This window comes from Variovorax durovernensis, assembly GCF_977011995.1.
Genome location: NZ_CDRNCW010000001.1, coordinates 1333334 through 1353505, shown reverse-complemented (window position 1 = coordinate 1353505; position 20172 = coordinate 1333334). Strand labels below are relative to the sequence as shown.

General features: G+C 66.7%; 21 protein-coding genes and 1 tRNA gene. 20 read left to right on the top strand and 2 right to left on the bottom strand.

Annotated features, from left to right (window positions below; all coding sequences use genetic code 11):
• Position 1 precedes the first annotated feature (1 nt).
• The 7 genes from ACWV14_RS06360 to ACWV14_RS06330 all read left to right on the top strand — a co-directional run bounded on the left by ACWV14_RS06360 (position 2) and on the right by ACWV14_RS06330 (position 4725).
• Entirely contained in the window at positions 2-538 is a 537-nt protein-coding gene (locus tag ACWV14_RS06360; RefSeq protein ID WP_454907657.1) for a lipoprotein insertase outer membrane protein LolB, read from the top strand.
• The gene (ispE, locus tag ACWV14_RS06355; RefSeq protein ID WP_454907658.1) at positions 535-1431 is read left to right on the top strand and encodes a 4-(cytidine 5'-diphospho)-2-C-methyl-D-erythritol kinase; all 897 of its coding nucleotides are present in this window, start codon (positions 535-537) and stop codon (positions 1429-1431) included. The genes ACWV14_RS06360 and ispE overlap by 4 nt, the downstream gene beginning before the upstream one ends.
• A gap of 72 nt (positions 1432-1503) precedes the next feature.
• A tRNA-Gln gene (locus ACWV14_RS06350) sits at positions 1504-1580 on the top strand.
• 140 nt (positions 1581-1720) lie between these two features.
• Entirely contained in the window at positions 1721-2695 is a 975-nt protein-coding gene (locus ACWV14_RS06345) for a ribose-phosphate pyrophosphokinase (RefSeq protein ID WP_081269883.1), read from the top strand.
• 86 nt (positions 2696-2781) lie between these two features.
• Positions 2782-3462 carry a 50S ribosomal protein L25/general stress protein Ctc gene (locus ACWV14_RS06340; protein ID WP_454907659.1) on the top strand — a complete coding sequence of 227 codons (681 nt, stop codon included), beginning with the start codon at positions 2782-2784 and terminating at the stop codon, positions 3460-3462.
• A 78-nt stretch (positions 3463-3540) separates the two neighbouring features.
• Positions 3541-4173, top strand: a complete 633-nt coding sequence (gene pth, locus ACWV14_RS06335; protein WP_106936916.1) for an aminoacyl-tRNA hydrolase — start codon at positions 3541-3543, stop codon at positions 4171-4173.
• Positions 4174-4209: 36 nt separating this feature from the next.
• Positions 4210-4725, top strand: coding sequence for a hypothetical protein (locus ACWV14_RS06330; RefSeq protein ID WP_454912688.1), 516 nt, complete (start codon positions 4210-4212; stop codon positions 4723-4725).
• Here the strand turns inward: ACWV14_RS06330 and ACWV14_RS06325 are convergent.
• Positions 4711-4989: a YfhL family 4Fe-4S dicluster ferredoxin gene (locus tag ACWV14_RS06325; RefSeq protein WP_454907661.1), complete on the bottom strand. Its 279-nt coding sequence runs from the start codon at positions 4987-4989 to the stop codon at positions 4711-4713. The two genes, ACWV14_RS06330 and ACWV14_RS06325, sit on opposite strands and share 15 nt — an antisense overlap.
• A 103-nt stretch (positions 4990-5092) precedes the next feature.
• Here ACWV14_RS06325 and ACWV14_RS06320 point away from each other — a divergent pair, with 103 nt between their 5' ends.
• The 11 genes from ACWV14_RS06320 (at position 5093) to ACWV14_RS06270 (ending at position 17391) form a co-directional block, all read left to right on the top strand.
• Entirely contained in the window at positions 5093-6043 is a 951-nt protein-coding gene (locus ACWV14_RS06320) for an ABC transporter permease (protein WP_454907662.1), read from the top strand.
• On the top strand, positions 6040-6915 hold the full coding sequence (locus tag ACWV14_RS06315) for an ABC transporter permease (RefSeq protein ID WP_454907663.1): 876 nt from the start codon (positions 6040-6042) through the stop codon (positions 6913-6915). Before ACWV14_RS06320 ends, ACWV14_RS06315 begins: the two co-directional genes overlap by 4 nt.
• Positions 6916-6920: 5 nt before the next feature.
• Complete coding sequence (locus tag ACWV14_RS06310; RefSeq protein WP_422085151.1) at positions 6921-7910, top strand: ABC transporter ATP-binding protein; 990 nt, start codon at positions 6921-6923, stop codon at positions 7908-7910.
• Positions 7907-8737 (top strand): ATP-binding cassette domain-containing protein, encoded by an 831-nt coding sequence (locus tag ACWV14_RS06305; RefSeq protein ID WP_454907664.1) that lies wholly within the window; start codon positions 7907-7909, stop codon positions 8735-8737. The genes ACWV14_RS06310 and ACWV14_RS06305 overlap by 4 nt, the downstream gene beginning before the upstream one ends.
• A 121-nt stretch (positions 8738-8858) precedes the next feature.
• Positions 8859-10352 carry an ABC transporter substrate-binding protein gene (locus tag ACWV14_RS06300; protein WP_454907665.1) on the top strand — a complete coding sequence of 498 codons (1494 nt, stop codon included), beginning with the start codon at positions 8859-8861 and terminating at the stop codon, positions 10350-10352.
• A 212-nt stretch (positions 10353-10564) separates the two neighbouring features.
• A complete protein-coding gene (locus tag ACWV14_RS06295; protein ID WP_454907666.1) occupies positions 10565-12052 on the top strand; it encodes an ABC transporter substrate-binding protein in 1488 nt (495 codons plus the stop codon).
• Positions 12043-13449, top strand: a complete 1407-nt coding sequence (locus tag ACWV14_RS06290; protein WP_454907667.1) for an amidase — start codon at positions 12043-12045, stop codon at positions 13447-13449. The genes ACWV14_RS06295 and ACWV14_RS06290 overlap by 10 nt, the downstream gene beginning before the upstream one ends.
• An 80-nt stretch (positions 13450-13529) precedes the next feature.
• Complete coding sequence (locus ACWV14_RS06285) at positions 13530-15125, top strand: hypothetical protein (RefSeq protein WP_454907668.1); 1596 nt, start codon at positions 13530-13532, stop codon at positions 15123-15125.
• An 84-nt stretch (positions 15126-15209) separates the two neighbouring features.
• A complete protein-coding gene (locus ACWV14_RS06280; RefSeq protein ID WP_454907669.1) occupies positions 15210-15740 on the top strand; it encodes a helix-turn-helix domain-containing protein in 531 nt (176 codons plus the stop codon).
• Positions 15737-16153, top strand: a complete 417-nt coding sequence (locus tag ACWV14_RS06275) for a VOC family protein (RefSeq protein ID WP_454907670.1) — start codon at positions 15737-15739, stop codon at positions 16151-16153. The genes ACWV14_RS06280 and ACWV14_RS06275 overlap by 4 nt, the downstream gene beginning before the upstream one ends.
• A gap of 50 nt (positions 16154-16203) precedes the next feature.
• Positions 16204-17391 (top strand): serine hydrolase domain-containing protein, encoded by a 1188-nt coding sequence (locus tag ACWV14_RS06270; RefSeq protein WP_454907671.1) that lies wholly within the window; start codon positions 16204-16206, stop codon positions 17389-17391.
• Between the two features lie 15 nt (positions 17392-17406).
• On the opposite strand, the gene ACWV14_RS06265 is transcribed toward ACWV14_RS06270, so the two are convergent.
• Positions 17407-18267 carry a LysR family transcriptional regulator gene (locus ACWV14_RS06265; protein WP_454907672.1) on the bottom strand — a complete coding sequence of 287 codons (861 nt, stop codon included), beginning with the start codon at positions 18265-18267 and terminating at the stop codon, positions 17407-17409.
• 111 nt (positions 18268-18378) lie between these two features.
• Between ACWV14_RS06265 and ACWV14_RS06260 the strand changes: the two genes are divergently transcribed.
• Both ACWV14_RS06260 and ACWV14_RS06255 read left to right on the top strand, forming a co-directional pair.
• Positions 18379-18777, top strand: a complete 399-nt coding sequence (locus ACWV14_RS06260) for a tautomerase family protein (RefSeq protein WP_454907673.1) — start codon at positions 18379-18381, stop codon at positions 18775-18777.
• Between the two features lie 39 nt (positions 18778-18816).
• Positions 18817-20172, top strand: coding sequence for a tetratricopeptide repeat protein (locus ACWV14_RS06255; RefSeq protein ID WP_454907674.1), 1356 nt, complete (start codon positions 18817-18819; stop codon positions 20170-20172).

Genomic DNA, 20172 nt, shown 5'->3' with positions numbered 1-20172 from the left:
CATGACGCTGGCAAGGGCGCTTGCGCCGCAACGGATCGACCATGGGCGACGCGTGCTGCTGGCCGCTGGCGGCGCTGCATTGCTCGTAGTGGCAGGCTGTGCCCAGCTGTCAGGTGGCCGCGCTTCGGCGCCCAAGGCCTCGGACAGCTGGAGCGGGCGGATGTCGCTTCGCATCGAGAGCGAGCCTGTACAGACCTTTGCCGCGCTGTTCGAGCTGCGCGGTTCGCCCGACTCGGGCGATCTCACGCTCACGACCCCCATCGGCAGCACGCTTGCGCAGCTGCACTGGTCGCCGGGCGAGGCACTGCTGAAAGACGGCAGCAACACGCGGCGCTTCGACTCCGTCGATGCGCTCATCGAAGCAGCCACCGGGGCAGCCATTCCAGTGGGTGCTCTGTTCGGCTGGCTGGCGGGCCGCAACGATCCCGTGCCTGGCTGGAAGCCGGACCTGGGGCAGCTCGCCAATGGCCGCCTGGCGGCGGTCCGCGAAATGCCGAGCCCCCGGGCCGACCTGCGCATCGTGTTCGAACGGTCATGAAGGCGATCTACGACCTTTCCGCGCCGGCCAAGCTCAACCTCTTCCTTCACATCACCGGCCGGCGCGACGACGGCTACCACCTGCTGCAATCGGTCTTCATGCTGATCGACTGGTGCGACACGCTGCATGTCGAACTGCGCCGTGACGGCCAACTGAGCCGCGAAGACCTGACGACCGAGTTGCCCGCGGACGACCTGATCCTGCGCGCGGCGCGTGCCCTGCAGGCATTCGCCGCGCCCGCCCAAGGCGCCCACATCGGCGTGGCCAAGCACGTGCCGGCGCAGGCGGGCATGGGCGGCGGCTCTTCGGATGCGGCCACCTGCCTGCTGGCGCTGAACCGCCTGTGGGGATTGAACCTGCCGCTCGAGCGGCTTGCCCACATCGGGCTGAAGCTGGGCGCGGACGTGCCATTCTTTCTTGGCGGTCGCAATGCTTGGGTCGAGGGCGTCGGAGAGCAACTGACACCGGTTACACTCCCTACCGCGCGTTTCGCGGTGGCCAAACCTCCCGAGGGACTCGATACCCGATTAATTTTTTCAGCAACAGATCTTGAACGTTCAACTCCTGTTGCTATAATCACAGGCTTTGCTGCAGAGAGCGAATCGCTCGAAGCGACAAACCTGAAAAGCTCTGTTCTGAGCCCTTCGGTTTTCGACTTCGGCCACAACGACCTGCAGCCGGTTGCCCAGCGACTTTGCCCCGCAGTCACCGACGCCATCGAATGGCTCGGAGCCCAAGGGTTAAAGGCACGGATGACCGGCTCCGGAAGTTCGGTGTTCGCGAAAATGCCGCAAGCGCCGCAGGAAGCGGAACTGCTGGAAGCCCCCAAAGGCTGGCAGGTTCGTCAATGCAGCAACCTGGAAGTCCATCCACTCTGGGGATGGGCAACCTGAAGAGATGATCGAACCGTTCATTCGGTTCGATGCGACATATATCGGTTGGTGGTGAAAACCATCGACCTGTGTAGGGGAGTCGCCAAGCTGGTTAAGGCACTGGATTTTGATTCCAGCATGCAAAGGTTCGAATCCTTTCTCCCCTGCCAAATCTTCAACGACTGCGGCCAAATGGCCGCAGTCTTCATTTGCAGCCCACCCGCTGCAATAATCGGCGGCCTACCGGTCGCCACGCATCACAAACCTTTTGGCGGCTTCCTAAGCCAATTTGCACTGCCGGGACGCGCTCATGCAGGCTAATCACCCTGATTTCATGGTTTTCACCGGCAACGCCAATCCTGGCCTTGCTGCGGAAATCGCGCACAACCTCGGTACTTCGCTGGGCGCCGCCCGCGTGGGCCGCTTCTCGGACGGTGAAGTCACCGTCGAGATCAACCAGAACGTCCGCGCTCGCGACGTATTCGTGGTCCAGTCGACCTGCGCGCCGACCAACGAAAACCTGATGGAACTGCTGATCATGGTCGACGCGCTCAAGCGCGCTTCGGCCGAGCGGATCAGCGCCGTCATTCCCTACTTCGGCTATGCCCGCCAGGATCGCCGCCCGCGCTCGAGCCGAGTGCCGATCTCGGCCAAGGTCGTGGCCAACCTGCTGGAAACCGTCGGCGTCGAGCGCGTGCTCACGATGGACCTGCACGCCGACCAGATCCAGGGCTTCTTCGACATCCCCGTCGACAACATCTACGCCTCGCCAGTGCTGCTCGGCGACCTGCGCGCCAAGAACTACGAAGACCTGATCGTGGTTTCGCCCGACGTCGGCGGCGTGGTCCGTGCCCGCGCGCTGGCCAAGCAACTGAACTGCGACCTCGCCATCATCGACAAGCGCCGTCCTAAGGCCAACGTCAGCGAAGTCATGAACGTGATCGGCGAGATCGACGGCCGCAACTGCGTGATCATGGACGACATGATCGACACCGCCGGCACGCTGGTCAAAGCAGCCGAAGTGCTGAAAGAGCGCGGCGCAAAGAGCGTCTACGCCTACTGCACGCACCCGATCTTCTCGGGCCCGGCCATCGAGCGCATCACGCAGGGCTCGGCCCTCGACGAAGTGGTCGTGACCAACACCATTCCCCTTTCCGATGGCGCCAATGCCTGCGGAAAGATCCGCCAGCTCTCCGTGGCGCCGCTGATCGCCGAAACGATCCAGCGCATTGCCAAGGGAGAGTCGGTGATGAGTTTGTTCTCGGATCAGGACAACCTGTTCTGACCGGGGCATGAAGCTGGCCTCCTTCGCGGGAGGCCTTTTTGAACCGGAGTCGCACTGGTCGCGGTGGACTCTCACAGGAGCTAGTTATGAAATTCGTCGCTTTTGAGCGCGCAAAGCAGGGCACGGGTGCGAGCCGCCGTCTCCGCATCACGGGCAAGACCCCCGGCATCGTCTACGGTGGCGACACCCAGCCGCAACTGATCGAGATCGATCACAACGCGCTGTGGCACGCCCTGAAGAAGGAAGCTTTCCACTCGAGCGTGCTCGAGATGGAACTCGGCGGCACGACCAGCAAGGTCCTGCTGCGCGACGTGCAGTACCACCCGTTCCGCCAGCTGGTGCAGCACATCGACTTCCAGCGCGTCGACGCCAAGACCCGCATGACCATGAAGGTGCCTGTGCACTTCAAGGGTGAAGAAGAATCCGAAGCCGTCAAGATCGACCTGAACCTGGTCAATCACGTGACGACCGAACTCGAACTGAACTGCCTGCCGAGCGATCTGCCCGAGTTCATCGAAGTCGACCTGTCGGGCCTGAAGAAGAACGGCACCGTCACGCTGAAGGACATCAAGCTGCCCAAGGGCGTGAAGTGGGTCAGCCACGGCAAGGTCAACCCGGTGCTGGCTTCGGCCGTGTCGCCGGCGGCTGAAGAAGTCGACGCTCCCGCCGAAGGCGCTGCCGATGCAGCCGCCGCAGCCGCACCGGCCGCCAAGGGTGGCAAGGCTCCGGCCGCCAAGACCCCCGCCGCAAAGACTGCCAAGAAGTAATCTTCTTTCGCATCCGTTGCTGCAGAAGGCCCGCCTCGTGCGGGCCTTCTGCTTTTTCGCAGCGGGATAATCCAAGCCATGATCAAGTTGTTCGTCGGCCTCGGAAACCCGGGCCCTGAGTACGAAGCCACGCGGCACAACGCGGGCTTCTGGTGGATCGACGCCCTGGCGCGCGACTGGAAACTCAACCTCGTGCCCGAACGCGGCTACCACGGCCTCGCGGCGCGCGCCAACATCGGCGGCCAGAGCATCTGGCTGCTGGAGCCGCAGACCTTCATGAATCTGTCGGGCAAGTCGGTGGCCGCCCTTGCGCGCTTCTTCAAGATCGCGCCCGAGGAAATCCTGGTGGTGCACGACGAGCTCGACGTGGTGCCCGGCCAGGCCAAGCTCAAGTTCGGCGGCAGCCATGCCGGCCACAACGGCCTGCGCGACATTCACGCGCAGCTCGGCACCGGCGACTACTGGCGGCTGCGCCTGGGCATCGGACACCCCGGCGTGAAGTCGGAGGTGGTCAACTGGGTGCTCAAGAAGCCGCTCAAGGAGCAACGCGAAGCGATCGAAGACGCCATCGTCCGCACGCTGCACGCCACGCCTGCGCTGGTGGCAGGCGAGATGGAGAAGGCGACGCTGCTGATTCACACGAGCAAGCCACCGCGGCCCAAACCGCCGCGGAGGGAGCCCGGCGACGGGGGCACGCCTGCCGCCACCTAGCCGGCCATCGGAGCGCAGGAGGGAGAGAAATAAAAGATGAGAGAGAAGAGCAGAAGAAAAACGACAGCAGGCGCCGCAAGGATCGGCGTCGCTATGCTTTCTATAGCAGCCTGCATTCATTCCACAGGCGCCTTTGCGCAAGACGGAACCACGGCATGGCGCTGCGGCAACGCTTATGCCGACCAGCCCTGCGAAGGCGGCAAGGCGGTGCGGGTGAACGACAGCCGCAGCGCGCAAGACCGCCGTGCCGCCGACACAGGCACTCGCAACGCAAAAACCCAGGCCGACCAGATGGAGCGCAGCCGGCTGTCGCTGGAAAAGGCGGCCTACGACCGCGACCAGCGGGCCGCCCGGGAGGCCCGCAGCGCGGCCCTCGCCGAACGGCGGCTCGCACTGGCCGAGCAAAAAGAGCGGGACCGTGCCCGCACATTGGCGGGCGAACCGCGCAAGCCCAGCGCGAGCTTCAAGGGAGCGGTGACCGATCAGAAAACGGCCAGCGACGCGCCAAAGAAGAAAAAGAAGCGGAAATCCGCCAGCTCAGACGCCGGTTGACGCGGCCGTCGTCACCTTGATCGCCGTGAGACGCTCGTATTTCTGAAGCAGCGTCTCGCGGCTTTCCACGTGCTCGGGATTGACGGGAATGCACGCCACCGGGCAGATCTGCACGCATTGCGGCTCGTCGAAGTGGCCGACGCACTCGGTGCACTTGTGCGGGTCGATCTCGTAGAACGCCTCGCCCATGTAGATCGCGTCGTTCGGGCACTCGGGCTCGCAGACATCGCAGTTGATGCATTCGTCGGTGATCATGAGGGCCATCCCCCGATTATCGCGGGGCCGCGCGGGCAGGCTGCCCCTGAATGACAAAGGCCACATTCACGGCACATTTGTTGCAGGAGTCAGTTATGCTGCGCCCCGCCCCATGAGTCTGTTTCTATTCAAGCGCCTTGCCACGCTGATCGGCACGCTGATCGGCGCCTCGGTCATCGTTTTCCTCGTCCTCGAGATACTGCCCGGCAACGCCGCGCAGATGCTCATGGGGCCCGACGCCTCGCCTGAAGCGGTTGCCGCCCTCGCCACCAAGCTCGGCCTCGACCTGCCCGCATGGACGCGCTACTGGCACTGGATCGGCGGCCTTCTCACCGGCAACCTCGGCGACAGCTACGCCTACAGCTCGCCGGTGCTCGACCTGATCCTAGAGCGCCTCGCGCTCACCATGCCGCTGGCCCTGCTGGCGATGTTCTTCACCACGGTCATTGCGCTGCTGGTGGGTGTGACCGCCGCGGCGCGCCACAACAAGCTCGGCGACGTCGGCCTGATGGGCATGGCCCAGGTCGGCATCGCCATTCCCAATTTCTGGTTCGCGATTCTTCTGATCCTCGTGTTCTCTGTGAAGCTGCAGTGGTTCTCCGCCGGCGGCTTCGAGGGCTGGGGTGATGGCTTCTTCTCGGGCATCAAGTCGCTGCTGCTGCCTGCCCTGTCTCTGGCGGTGGTGCAGGCCGCGATCCTCGCGCGCATCACGCGCTCGGCGGTGCTCGAGGTGATGCGCGAAGACTTCGTTCGCACCGCGCGGGCCAAGGGCGTGTCGCAGCGCATGGTGCTGTGGACCCACGTGCTGCGCAACGCGATGATCCCCGTCATCACGGTGATGGGCATGCAGTTCTCCGAGCTGCTGGCCGGCACCATCGTGGTGGAGAACGTGTTCTATCTTCCCGGTCTCGGCCGGCTGATCTTCCAGGCCATAAGCAACCGCGACCTGATCGTGGTGCGCAACTGCGTGATGCTGCTCGCGGCCATGGTGGTCATCGTGAATTTCGTGGTCGACGTGCTCTATGCCGTGATCGACCCGCGCATCAAGGCCGGCGACATATGAGCAGCATCACCGCCCCCAGCGCCGCCGCGCTCAAGGTGCCGGGCTTCTGGCGCCGCGCGCTGCATCACCGCAGCTTCATGCTCGGCGGCGTCCTGACCCTGCTGCTGCTGCTGGCAGCCGCCGTCTCGCTGGTGTGGACGCCCTGGTCGCCCTACGACATGGACATGGCCAACAAGCTCAAGCCGCCGATGGCTTCGCACTGGCTGGGCACCGACACCTACGGCCGCGACGTGGCCTCGCTGCTGCTGGTAGGTGCGCGCGCATCCATCCTGGTCGGCGTGATCGCGGTGGGCATCGGCCTGGTGGTGGGAACCGCCCTGGGCCTGCTCGCGGCCGCCAGGCGCGGCTGGGTCGAAGAAGCTATCATGCGGCTCACCGATTTCTCGCTCGCCTTCCCGGCGATCCTGTCGGCCATCATGCTGACCGCCGTGTTCGGCGCGGGCATCGTCAACGCGATCATCGCGATCGGCATCTACAACATCCCGACCTTCGCGCGCATCACCCGCGCATCGGCCAACGCCATCTGGTCGCGCGAGTACGTGGCCGCCGCGCGCGCCTGCGGCAAGGGCTCCTTCGCCATCACCATGCAGCATGTGCTGCCGAACATCTCGGCCGTGCTGATCGTTCAGATCACGATCCGCTTCGCCATCGCCATCCTCGCGGAGGCCGCGCTCTCCTACCTCGGCCTGGGCACGCAGCCACCGCAGCCGTCGTGGGGCCGCATGCTCAGCGAGGCGCAGACGATGATGTTCCAGTCACCCCTGCTCGCGGTGTTCCCCGGCATGGCCATCGCGTTCGCGGTGCTCGGCCTGAACCTGCTGGGCGACGGCCTGCGCGACCTGCTCGATCCACGGCTGGCACGGGCGAGGTAAGCAAGATGCCACTGCTTCAAGTCAAGGACCTGCACATCGAACTGCAGACCCAGCGCGGCCCCGCCGAGGCCGTGCGTGGTGTCGACTTCACGCTGGAGCGCGGCGAAACGCTGGGCATCGTCGGCGAGTCGGGCTGCGGCAAGTCGATCACCGTGATGTCGCTCATGGGCCTGCTGCCATCGACCGCCAAGGTCACGGGCAGCATCCGCTTCGACGGCACCGAGCTGGTGGGCCGCGCCGAGAAAGACATGTGCCAGATCCGCGGCAACCGCATCGGCATGATCTTCCAGGAGCCGATGACGGCGCTGAACCCGGTGCACACCATCGCACGCCAGGTCGGCGAGCCGCTGCGGCTGCACCGCGGCCTCTCGAAGGCCGATGCACGCAAGGAGGTGCTCGCGCTGCTCGAACGCGTGGGCATACCGGACGCGGCTTCGCGCCTCGATGCGTACCCGCACCAGTTCTCGGGCGGCCAGAGGCAGCGCATCGGCATTGCGATGGCATTGGCCTGCGGGCCCGATCTGCTGATTGCCGACGAGCCCACCACCGCGCTCGACGTGACCATCCAGAAGCAGATCCTCGAGCTGATCCAGAGCCTCGTTGCCGAGCGCGGCATGGCGCTGATATTGATCTCGCACGACCTCGGCGTGATCGCGCAAACCGTGTCGAAGATGCTCGTGATGTACGGCGGCAGCGTGGTCGAGAGCGGCCCGACCGAGGCCGTGTTCGCGCGCCGCGCCCATCCCTACACGCAGGGCCTGTTCGCCGCGCGTCCCGCCATCGGCGCGCCGCGTGGGCTGCGCCTTGCAACCATCAAGGGCAGCGTGCCCGAGCTGGTCGACCTGCCGAAGGGCTGCCCGTTCGCGGGCCGCTGCAGCTATACCGTCGACGCCTGCCACACCACGCGGCCACCCGCGACGATGCTGCCGCACGACCATGCGGTGCGCTGCATCCGGCTCGAAGAGATCGCGACCGAAGTCGCCGCCGCACCATGAGCGAGAAGACTGCTGTTCCACCGCTGCTGCAGGTCACCGACCTCGTGCGCCACTACGCACTGCCGCGTGAAAAACTCTTCGGCCCGCCGCCGACGGTGAAGGCGCTCAACGGCGTGAGCTTCGAGGTGCAGGCCGGCAAGAGCGTGGGCATCGTCGGCGAATCGGGCTCGGGCAAGTCGACCATCGCGCGGCTGGTGATGGCGCTGGACACGCCTACCTCCGGCAGCGTGCGCCTGGAAGGCCGCGACCTGCACACGCTGCCGAGGGCCGAGCTGCGTACCGCACGGCGCGATTTCCAGATGGTGTTCCAGGACCCGTACGGCTCGCTCGATCCACGCCAGACCGTGGCGCGCATCGTCGCCGAGCCCCTCGAGGCGCTGGCGGAAACCAGCCGCGCCGAGCAGCGCGAGCGCGCCTCCGAAGCACTCGCTGCCGTCGGCCTGCGCACTACCGACATGGACAAGTACCCGCACGAGTTCTCGGGCGGGCAACGCCAGCGCATTGCCATCGCGCGGGCGCTGATCACGCGGCCCAAGCTCATCGTGGCCGACGAGCCGGTGAGCGCGCTCGACGTCTCCGTGCAGGCCCAGGTGCTCAACCTCATGCAGGATCTGCAGCAGCAGTTCGGCATCAGCTACCTGCTCATCAGCCATGACCTTGCGGTGGTCAACCACCTGTGCGACGAGGTCTGTGTGGTCTGGAAAGGCAAGATCGTCGAGCAGGGCCCGCCCGCCGAGCTTTTCCAGCACGCGCAGCACCCCTACACGCGCACGCTGCTCGAAGCCGTGCCGCGCACGCCCACCGGCGGCACGCTGCTGCAGGCCTGAACGGGGCTGACACCGGCGTGTCGCCGGCAGTTCTTAGGATGAGTGGGTCATATGCATCTGGTTGCGCAAAGGCCACCACCTCGCTGATGATGCTTGCCCCCTGTTCCGAGGACACCGCTTCATGCTCAAACGACGCACCCTGCTCGCCACCGGCGCCGCAGCCCTGACACCGCTGGCTCTGCCGACCCTGGCGCTGGCGCAAAGAAAAAAAGATGCGCTGGTGATCGGCCTCACGCTCGAGCCCACGGGCCTGGACCCCACGGCCAAGGCCGGCGCCGAGATTGCAGAGGTGGTGCTCTACACGGTGTTCGAAACGCTCACCAAGATCAACTCCGACGGCAGTGTCACGCCGCTGCTGGCCGACAGCTGGGAAATTTCGCCAGACCTGAAGACCTACACCTTCAAGCTCAAGCGCGGCGTGAAGTTCCAGAACGGCGAACCCTTCAATGCGCAGAGCGTGAAGTTCTCGTTCGACCGCGCGGCCGCGGCCAACAGCACCAACAAGGACAAGCGCACCTTCACCAACATCACGACGCAGGTGATCGACGAGCACACGGTGGTGCTGATCGCCAAGGAGATCGAGCCCGACCTGCTGTTCCTGCTGGGCCAGGCCTCCGCCATCCTGGTCGAGCCGAAGAGCGTGGAGACTAACGCCACCAAGCCTGTCGGCACAGGGCCCTACAGGCTCGACAACTGGGCCAAGGGCTCGAGCATCGTGCTGGCCAAGTGGGACGGCTGGCGCAGCGCCGATACGGTGCAGATCCGCAAAGCCAGCTTCCGCTTCATCTCCGAGCCGGCCGCGCAGACCGCCGCGCTGCTGTCGAACGACATCGACCTGTTCCCCCACGCCTCGGTGTCGCGCAGCCTGTCGCAGTTCCAGAACGACAAGCGCTTCCAGATCGTGTTCAACGCCTCGCTCGGCAAGACCATCCTGGCCATCAACAACAAGCGCAAGCCGCTGGACGACGTGCGCGTGCGCCGCGCCATTGCCGCGGCCATCGACCGCAAGGCCGTGATCGAGGCGGCCGTGGACGGGCGCGGCATTCCCATCGGCAGCCACTACGTGCCGGGCTTGCCAGGCTATGTCGACACCACCGGCGTCAACCCCTACAACATCGAGAAGGCCAAGAAGCTGCTGGCCGAGGCCGGCGTGAAGACGCCGCTCGAACTCGAACTGGTGCTGCCGCCCCCGCCCTATGCGCGCCAGGGCGGCGAGCTGATCGCCGCGCAGCTTGCCAAGATCGGCATCGTCGCGAAGATCCAGAACGTGGAGTGGGCGCAGTGGATCAGCGGCACCTACGGCAACAAGAACTACGACCTCTCTTTGATCCTGCACGTCGAGCCCTTCGACCTGGTGAACTACACCAAGCCGGAGTACTACTGGGGCTACCAGTCGGCGAAGTTCAACGAGGTGTTCGACAAGGCCCGCAATGCCGCGCGCCCCGCCGACCGCCTGCGCTACCTCGGAGACGCGCAGCGGGTGCTGGCGGAAGACGCGGCCAACGTGTTCCTGTTCCAGCCGCAGTTCATCACCATCGCCGGGCGCAACCTGCGCGGGCTGTGGAAGGACGCGCCGATCTTCGTGAACGACATCGCGGCGCTGTCCTGGGCCTGAGCCGGCGGGCCTGCCGCCTACGGGAACGTCCCGAGGAAAAACCGCTCCGCGGGCCGCTCGGCGGCGCCCCCGCTGCGAGAGAATGACCGGTTGCGCACGTGGCATCTTTCGTGCTGCGTGTCGTGTCTTTGCGGCGTCGCGCCTCCCTTCGGGGCACGGCGCGCGCCGAAGCAGTCATTCGAACCTGGCTTGTTTTTCCGGAGATCACACGTATGTTGAACCGCCGCACCCTCCTCACCACCGCTGGCGCCACCGTTGCGCTGGCCACCCCGCTCGCCGGCATGGCGCAGGGCAGGAAGGACGCCATCGTGATCGGCATGGCGCTCGAGCCGCCGGGCCTGGACCCCACCAGCGGCGCCGCCGCCGCCATCGCGGAAGTGGTGCAGTACAACATCCTCGAGACGCTCACCAAGATCAACGCCGACGGCAGCGTCACGCCGCTGCTGGCCGACAGCTGGGAAGTCTCGCCCGACCTGAAAACGTACACCTTCAAGCTCAAGCGCGGCGTGAAGTACCAGAACGGCGAGCCCTTCAACGCAGCCGCCGTCAAGTTCTCGTTCGACCGAGCCGGCGGCGAGAAGAGCACCAACAAGGACAAGCGCACCTTCGCCAACCTGAGCACGCAGGTGGTCGACGACTACACCGTGGTGGTCATCAACAAGGAAATCGACCCCGACCTGCCCTTCGTGCTGGGCCAGGCCACGGCCGTGATCGTCGAGCCCAAGAGCGCCGAAGGCAACGCCAACAAGCCGGTCGGCACCGGCCCCTACAAGCTCGACAACTGGGCCAAGGGCTCGTCGATCACGCTGAGCAAGTGGGAGGGCTTCCGCAGCCCCGCCACCGCCAAGATCAACAAGGTCACCTTCCGCTTCATCTCCGACACCGCGGCGCAGGCCGCGGCGGTGCTGTCGGGCGACATCGACGTGTTCCCGCGCATCGGCACGCGGGTGGTGCCGCAGTTCAAGATGAACCCGCAGTTCCAGGTGATCCTGGCCGGCTCGCGCGCCAAGACCATCCTGTCGATCAACAACCGCAAGAAGCCGCTGGACGACGTGCGTGTGCGGCGCGCCATCCTCGCGGCCATCGACCGCAAGGCCGTGATCGAAGGCGCGGCCGACGGCTTCGGCGTGCCCATCGGCAGCCACTACGTGCCGGGCGCAGCGGGCTATGTCGACACCACCGGCATCAACCCCTTCGACATCGAGAAGGCCAAGAAGCTGCTGGCCGAAGCCGGCGTGAAGACACCGCTCGAACTGAAGATGACGCTGCCCCCGCCGCCCTATGCGCGCCAGGGCGGCGAAGTGATCGTGGCCCAGCTGGCCAAGATCGGCATCGTGGTGAAGGTGCAGAACGTCGAGTGGGCACAGTGGCTCAGCGGCACTTACGGCAACAAGGACTACGACCTGTCGATCGTGTCGCACGTCGAGCCCTTCGACCTCGGCAACTACGCAAAGTCGGACTACTACTGGGGCTACCAGTCGAAGGCCTTCGACACGCTGTTCGACAAGATCAAGACCACCGCCAACACCGCGGAGCGCAACAAGCTGCTCGGCGACGCGCAGAAGATGCTGGCCACCGACGCGGCCAACGGCTTCCTCTACCAGCCGCAGTTCCCGACCGTGGCGAAGAAGAACGTCAAGGGCATCTGGAAGGAAAACCCGATCTTCGTCAACGACCTGTCGGCGCTGTCGTGGGGCTGAACGACCTGACCGCGCAGGAGCTTGCCGCGGCCTACCGCGACCGCAAGCTCTCGCCGGTGGAGGTCACGCAGGCCGTCATAGCGCACATCGAGCGCTGGGAGCCGCACCTCCAGGCCACATGGCTCTTCAGGCCCGAGGCCGCGCTCGAGCAGGCGCGCGCATCGGAGGCGCGCTGGCAGCGCGGCGATGCACGCAGCCCGCTCGACGGCGTGCCGACGACCATCAAGGAAAACATCGCCACGCGCGGCGACCCGATGCCGGCCGGCACAGCGGCCGTCGACCTCAGGCCCGCCACCGCAGACGCACCGCCTGCCGCGCGCTTGAAAGAAGCGGGTGCGGTGATCGTGAGCAAGACGACGATGCCGGACTACGGCATGTTGTCGTCGGGCCTCTCCAGCTTTCACACGCTGGCGCGCAACCCCTGGAACCTGCGGCTCACGCCGGGCGGCTCCAGTGCGGGCGCCGGCGCCGCGGCCGCCGCGGGCTACGGGCCGCTGCACCTGGGCACCGACATCGGAGGCTCGCTGCGTTTGCCCGCGAGCTGGTGCGGCATCTTCACGCTCAAGCCCAGCCTGGGGCGCATTCCGATCGACCCGCCCTACATGGGCCGCGCGGCGGGCCCCATGACGCGCACCGTGGGCGACGCCGCGCTGATGATGCAGGCGCTGGCCAGGCCCGATGCACGCGACAGCATGAGCCTGCCGGCGCAGGACATCGACTGGGCCGCCTTCGACGTGTCGCCAGACCATCTGCGCGGACTGCGCATCGGGCTGCTGCTCGACGCGGGCTGCGGGCTCGCAGTCGAGCCCGAGATCCAGGCCGCCGTGGAGCATGCGGCCCGCTTGTTCGAGAAGGCAGGCGCGGTCGTCGAGCCCATGCAGCCGTTCATGTCGCAGTCGATGCTCGACGGAATGGACCACCTGTGGCGCATGCGCTCGCTGGTGGACATGAAGGGGCTGCGTGCCGACCAGCGCGCCAAGGTGCTGCCCTACATCCGCGAATGGGCCGAGAGCGCGGCCGAGTTCAGCGGCGAGCATGTGTTCCGCAGCTTCAGCCAGTTCCATGCAACGCGCGTGGCCGCCGTCAGCGCATGCGCGCGCTTCGACTACGTGATCTCGCCGGTGTCGCCGAACATGCCCGCAGCGGCGGAAGCGCCCTCGCCCACGAACGATCCGTTGCATCCACTGGAACACATCGGCTTCACCGTGCCGTTCAACATGTCGGAGCAGCCGGCTTCTTCGGTGAATTGCGGCTACTCGGCTTCGGGCTTGCCGATCGGCCTGCAGATTGCGGGGCAGCGCTTCGACGATCTCGGCGTGCTTCGCGTTTCGCGCGCCTTCGAGCAGATCCGCGAAGTGCAGCGCCCCTGGCCCGAGGTGCCACGGGCAGGCGGCTGAGGCCTTCAGGAACCGGCGAACCTGCCGATAAGGAAGAGTGCCCGGCTCTCGGGCGTCTTCTTTTTCGACAGGAGCCTGTATTGATCGTCACCCCGACCGCTGTCAGCCCCCTGGCCACTTCCGGCGCGTCGACCGCATGGCGCACCACCAGCCTGCCGGTCCCCGTGGACACTGCGGCAACGGCCGCGCCGGCCGTTTCGGTGAGCCTCGGGCAGTCGGCCACGTCGGCCGACGTACAGACCTATGCAATGTCAGGCCTCACGGTCGCGGCACCCACCTGGGAGCGGCAGCCCGACGACGCGATCTCCTCGCTGATGGCGGGCAACCTCGTCTATGGCACTCCCGGAACGCGGTTCAACGGATTGGGCGCCGCGATGCTCAAGCGTTTCGGCACCGACGCCGGCGACTTCTCCCAGTCGGTGGCGCTGGCGGCGCAAGGCGCGAGCGCCCCGGCGCTGCACACCGACGCCGACAACCAGATCAAGCTGTCGATCCGCACGGCCAGCGGTGCCACCGTCGAGCTGAGCCTGGGCAGCCAGGATGACGGCATGGCGATGCAGATCAAGGTCTCCGGCGGCGAACTCACCGAAGCCGAGAGCAAGGCGCTTGTCCAGCTATCGGGCGCCTTCCAGGAGGCCATCGACGGCCTGAGCGCCTTTCCGCCGCGCCTGGCGCTCGGCGGCCTCATGAAGTTCGATCCGGCGGTGCTGTCGTCGATCGACTTCAAGGCCAGCATCAAGGCCGATGGCAAGGGCGCCATCAACACCCTCGAGTTTCATGCCGACGCGAAGTCGCGTTCGGTGAACGCCACCGGGCCGTCGGGCACGGTGAAGGTCGACGTCGACCTATCCAATCCGGCCATCCTCGGAACCGCCACCCAGCAGGCGCAGGCCATGGCGCGCTACCTGCAGCAGGCCGATGCGGCGGGCAGCCGGGGCCGGGGCGACGCGGTGCTCGTGTCGATGTTCAAGGACGCGTTCTCGCAGATGAACAGCAACTACGGCGTGACGGCACCTGTCGCGGGCCGCGAGGCGCCGGGCGTGATCGCGCTGAACGCGGGCGACCACAGCCTGCTCAGCGGCCTGGCCGACTTCAATGCGTCGATGGCGCAGCCTCCGGTTTCCTCGAATCCGATGCGGCCGGAGGAAATCGACACCTTCTCGTACAAGCTCTCGCAGAGCACCAGCGTGACCGGCAAGGATCCGCGCAATCGCAACATCCAACAGGACCAGCAGGCGCAACTGAGCGCGAGCTTCCACCGCCCGTTGACGCCGGAGTTGTCGCTCCTTCTCACGGCTTCGAAGGAATCGCAGTTCTACGAATACGTGCGGATCGACGACCAGGCCAAGGCGTCCGCCGACATCACCTACGAGGACGGCAAGCGCATCGGTGCGACGGTCGAGCAGTCGGCGAGCGAGTCGACCCGCGTCCAGCGCTACCTCATGGGCAAGCTGGAGTCCGACACCACGAACCCGCTCGAGCGCAAGCGCGTCTCGGACGTGCGCCAGTTGCTGTCGAGCGTCGAGAAGGCGGAAAGGTCGCACGACGCCGAGGATGCGCGCCGCCGCGACCAGGCGCTCGCGGTGGCCGGTTCGCTGGCCGTTCTGCCGGACAGGCCGGGCACGCTGCCGCGAGGCAATGGCGAGACGGTATATCGCCCGCAGCCGGCGGCCTGAACTGCCAGCGACGGGCAGCATGGTTCGGCGGACGGCGAAGCCAGCTAAGCTCGCCGTACGCCACCCATCCTTGGCGTTCTTGCCATGCCCTCCCGCAAAGACTCCCGCGCCCCGTCCCCCGCACCGGCTGAGGGCGCCGCCATGCAGGACCCACAGCTCCTGCGCCGCCTGCTGCGCGCGAAAGACCGCATGGACGCCGCTTCGCACGAAGCCTGGCCGGTGCAGCGGCTGGCCACGGTGAGCGGTGTCTCCGAAGCCCATTTCGCGCGTTCGTTCAAGCTGGCCTTCGGCATGCCGCCGCACCGCTACCTGCTGACGCGGCGCATCGAGCGGGCAACGGCGATGCTGCGCGACACCGAGCTGCCGATCACCGAGATCGCCTTCGCCACCGGCTGGGAAAGCCTGGGCACCTTCGGGCGCACCTTCCGCGACGTCACGGGCGAAAGCCCCAGCACGCTTCGCCCGCGCCTGCAGGCCGCGGCGCGGCAACTCGAGCACATGCCGGCGTGTGTCCTCAAGGCCGCGCAACGGCCCGATCTCACCGAAGCAGTTTCGGAGAAGCGCCGCCGCACGGCGACCGGTACAAACCGGCTTTCAACCAAGGAGATGCAATGAGCCAAGGTATCGGTGTAGTGGGTTTGTACGTGGACGACCAGGACGAGGCGCTGGCGTTCTATGTGGAGAAGCTCGGATTCCGCGTCCACGCGGACGTTCGCAACGGGGCCTATCGCTGGCTCACGGTGAAGCATCCGGAACAGCCGTCGTTCGAGCTGGGGCTGTTCACCCCCGGGCCGCCGGTACACGACGAGGCGACCGCCCAGACGCTGCGCGCCATGGTGGCCAAGGGCGCGATGCCGCCGCTGGTCCTGAACGTGGCCGACTGCCGAGCGGCCTGCCAGCGGATGCGTGAGCTGGGCGTTGAGTTCACGCAGGAGCCCATGGAACGCTACGGCAGCGTGGACGCAGGCTTTCGCGACCCCGCGGGCAACGGCTGGAAGATGATCCAGGCGCGAGTGAACTCGGCGTAGCTGCGAGAAAATCCCATGCTGAGTGCATCACATCAAGAAGGGACACTCGCATGGGCATTTCAACTGCGGCATCCAGGCCTCGGGGCCGCAAGCCTGGGCTCGTCGCCGCAGTAGCCGTCCTGATCGTGATCGCCGGCGGCTTCGCCTTCACCGCCGCGATCGAGATGAAGAACCCGGTGTTCCTCGTCCGGTTCCTGTTCACGCCAAGATCGGAAGTAGAGGCGCTCTACGACACCCGCACGATCGCCGCCTCGCCGCAGCCGCGGCCGATTCCCGAGCAGTTGCGGCCCCTTGCCGCGACAGTGCCCTGGAAAGGCAACAACGCCGACATCTTGAGCGTGCTGCGGGAGACCCGGACCAACGCGTTCCTGGTCATGTGCCGCGGAACCCTGGTGAACGAGTGGTACAGCGAGCCAGGCAAGAAGACGGCGCGCGAGTCTTCGTGGTCCATCGCCAAGTCCGTCGTGGGCATTCTCGTCGGGCAACTGATCGCCGAAGGCAAGCTGTCCGAAGACACGAAGCTGGTGGCGGTGCTGCCCGAGTTCGCCACCGGCGGCAAGTTCGACGACATCACCGTGCGCGACCTGCTCGACATGAAGAGCGGCATCGACGTGAGCGAGGACTACTCGGAACTCAAGCCCTTCACCGGCGTAGGCGGCATGCAGATCACCACCGAGCTTCGCAGCTATGTGATGAAAAACCGCACGCTCGCATTCCCACCGGGAACCCGGTCGGAGTACCGCAGCATCGACGCGCAGTATCTGTCGATGATCGTGGCGCGGGTCGAAGGCGAGCCCCTTGCGAAGGTGCTCGAGCGCCGGCTGTGGGGCCCGCTAGGCGCGCAGGACGATGCGAGCTGGAACCTCGACCATGCCGGCGGCATCGAGAGAGGCTTTGGCAACCTGAACGCGACGCCGCGAGACTTCGCCAAGCTCGGCCTGCTCGCGCTCGCAGGCGGCAAGGTCGGCGACCGCACATTGATCTCGCCCGCATGGATGGCCCGCATCACCACGCCGGTGGCCGAGGCGGAGCCGGGCTGGATGTACGCGGCGCTGTGGTGGCACCCGCCCGGCTACGAGAAGCATGGCGACTACAGCGCGATCGGCGTCTACAGCCAGTTCGTGTACGTCAACCCCAGGCACCACACCGTCGTGGTGAAGCTCAGCGACTACGGCTCGCAGCAGGACGAGGCGGAACTGATCGACGTGTTCCGCGCGGTGGCCGAAGGCTGCCCCTGAGCCTGGCCGGGGAGCTCACGCGAGGTGGGAAGCCAGCAGCTCCCGGGCCTTGGTGACGAACGCCGTCTCCCCCCGCCGCGCCGGCAGGAACTGGAACACCACCTTCGGCAGTGGCGGCAGCCCGTGCGGCGTCGCCAGCCGCGCCACGCCCTCGCTGATCGCGGATTCGTTGAGGCAGGCCACGCCCAGCCCCGCGGCCAGCGCCGACTGCAGCCCCGCCACGCCCGAAGCCACATGCGCGAGCGAATAGGCCACGCGCCGCCGCCGCAACAGGGCGACAGTGAACTGGTGCAGCGAGCAGGTGTCCGGCAGGACGAGCAGCCGCACCGGCTCACCGCGCACGAGCCGCATGCCCGTCGCGCCGAGCCACGCCAGCGACTCGCGCCGCAGCACCGGCGCGCGCGGCTGCCCAGCGGACACGCCGGTGATGTTCATCCCGAGGCCCACGTCGAAATCTCCTCGTGCATAGGCGGCACGCAGCTCGTCGCTTTTGAGGATGCTCACGTGCAGCCGCACGCGCGGGTAGCTCTCGCCGAGCCGTCCCAGCAGCCGCGTCAGGTCGGCGGGGCGGAAGTAGTCGGTGACGGCCAGGCGCAGTTCGCCCTGCAGCACCTCGCCGTGCAGGTCGCGGAACGCCTCGTCGCTCAACGCGAGGATGCGCCTTGCGTAGGCCAGCAACCGGGTGCCGGCCTCCGTAGGCGACACGCCGGCCTTGCTGCGCGTGAACAGCGATTGGCCCGCCCTTTCTTCCAGCTTGCGTATCTGCTCGCTGACCGACGACTGCGAAAGAAACACGCGCGGCGCGGCCGCCGTGAGACTGCCCGCGTCGATCACCGCGGCGAGGGTGCGGAGCTGCTCGAGGTCGAAGCCTTGCATGGTCAATCCATCCGTTTATCCGATGAATCCCATCATATCTTCCTGCTTTTCCGATGACAAAGGGGCGCCCACAATCACCCCATCGACCCACCCTTCACCAAGGAGCCCACCATGCCCCACATCGTTGTCCACCTCTCCGGCGAACCCGACGCCGCCCTCACCCGCAAGACCGTCGACACGGTTGCCGAACTCACGCAGAGCGTGCTCGGCAAGCAATTGCCGGTCATCGCCATCACGGTGCAGTACATCGCCGCCGACGCCTGGTTCATCGGCGGCCAGTCGCTCGCCTCGCTCGGCAAGTCGGCATTTCACCTGGACATCAGCGTCACCGACGAGACCAACACCAAGGCCGAGAAGGCGCGCTACCTGCGCGAGGTGCATGCGGCCATGGCGAAGATCCGGCCCGACCTGCACGAGGTGTCGTACATCCACGTGATCGATGCGCGCGCCGCGGCCTACGGCTATGGCGGGCAGACGCAGGAGTACCGGCACCAGCAGGCCGGCGTCTGAGCCGTTGAAGCATCTCCGGGGGCATGGCACCATGCCGCCATGCCCTCCGGAAAATCTCTCGCCGACAGCCTCGGCAACCCGCTCACCCTCGACGACGCCGCCAGCCTGCCGCTGGTCGACGACTTCGTCATGGGCTTCGTCTCGACCGAGGCCCGCGCCGTCAACCTGCTCGCGGCGGCCGATACCGACGCGAGCCCCATCGTGCAGGCCTACTGCGCCACGCTGCACCTGTTCGCGGAATCGCGCGAGGCCGTGGCCAATGCGCGGCCCTTCCTGGACAAGGCACTGGCCGGCGCCGCGCGCGCCACGCCGCGCGAGCGCCGCTACATCGCGGCCATCGAGGCCTGGGCAAAGGGCGACATCGCCAAAGCCATCGCGCTGCACGCCGAGCAGGCACGCGAGCATCCGCGCGACCTGGTGTCGGTCAAGCTCGGCCAGTACCACTGCTTCAACACCGGCGACTGCCCCGGCATGCTGCGGCTGGCGCTGGCCGTGCTGCCGCATGCGGCGGACGTGCCCTATGTGCACGGCATGGCCGCGTTCGGCTACGAACAGTGCCACCTGATGCGCGAGGCCGAAGCCAGTGCGCGCCACGCCATCGGCATGTGCCGCAAGGAGCCGTGGGCGCACCATGCGCTGGCGCATGTGATGCTCACCGAAGGCCGGCTCGCCGAGGGGCTGGCATTCATGAAGAGCGTGAGCGACACATGGACCGGGCTCAACTCGTTCATGGTCACCCACAACTGGTGGCACGTGGCGCTGTTCCTGATCGACCTGGGCCATGACGCCGAGGCACTCGCGGTGTACGACCAGCACGCCTGGGGCGTGGTCAAGGACTACTCGCAGGACCAGATCGGCGCGGTCTCGCTGCTGGCCCGGCTGGAGCTTGCCGGCATCGACGTCGGCACGCGATGGGACGACGTGGCGGGCTACCTGCTGCAGCGGCAGGCCGACCATGTGCTGCCTTTTCTCGACCTGCAGTACCTCTACGGCCTTGCGCGTGCCGGCAGGCTCGAGGCCGATGTGCTGCTGCGCAACATCGAGGCCTTCGCGCCGCATGCGCCGCCCTCGACGCGCGCCGCCTGGCAGCGCGTGTGCGTGCCGGCGGCGCACGGACTGGTGGCGCACGCGCGCGGCGATCTCGCGGCGGCCATCGAAGGGCTGGGCACGGCGCTGCCGCGCATGATCGAGATCGGCGGCAGCCATGCGCAACGCGACCTGTTCGAGCAGCTCTACCTTGACGCGCTGGTGCGCACCGGCACGGAGGCTTCGCTGACGGGGGCGCAAGGCATCCTTCAGCAGCAGCTCAACGGACAGCCGGAGTCCCTGCGCCTGCGCCGGCAGACGGCCGCTGTCTACGAGCGGCTGGGGCTGGGCCAGCTCTTGCGGGGCTGA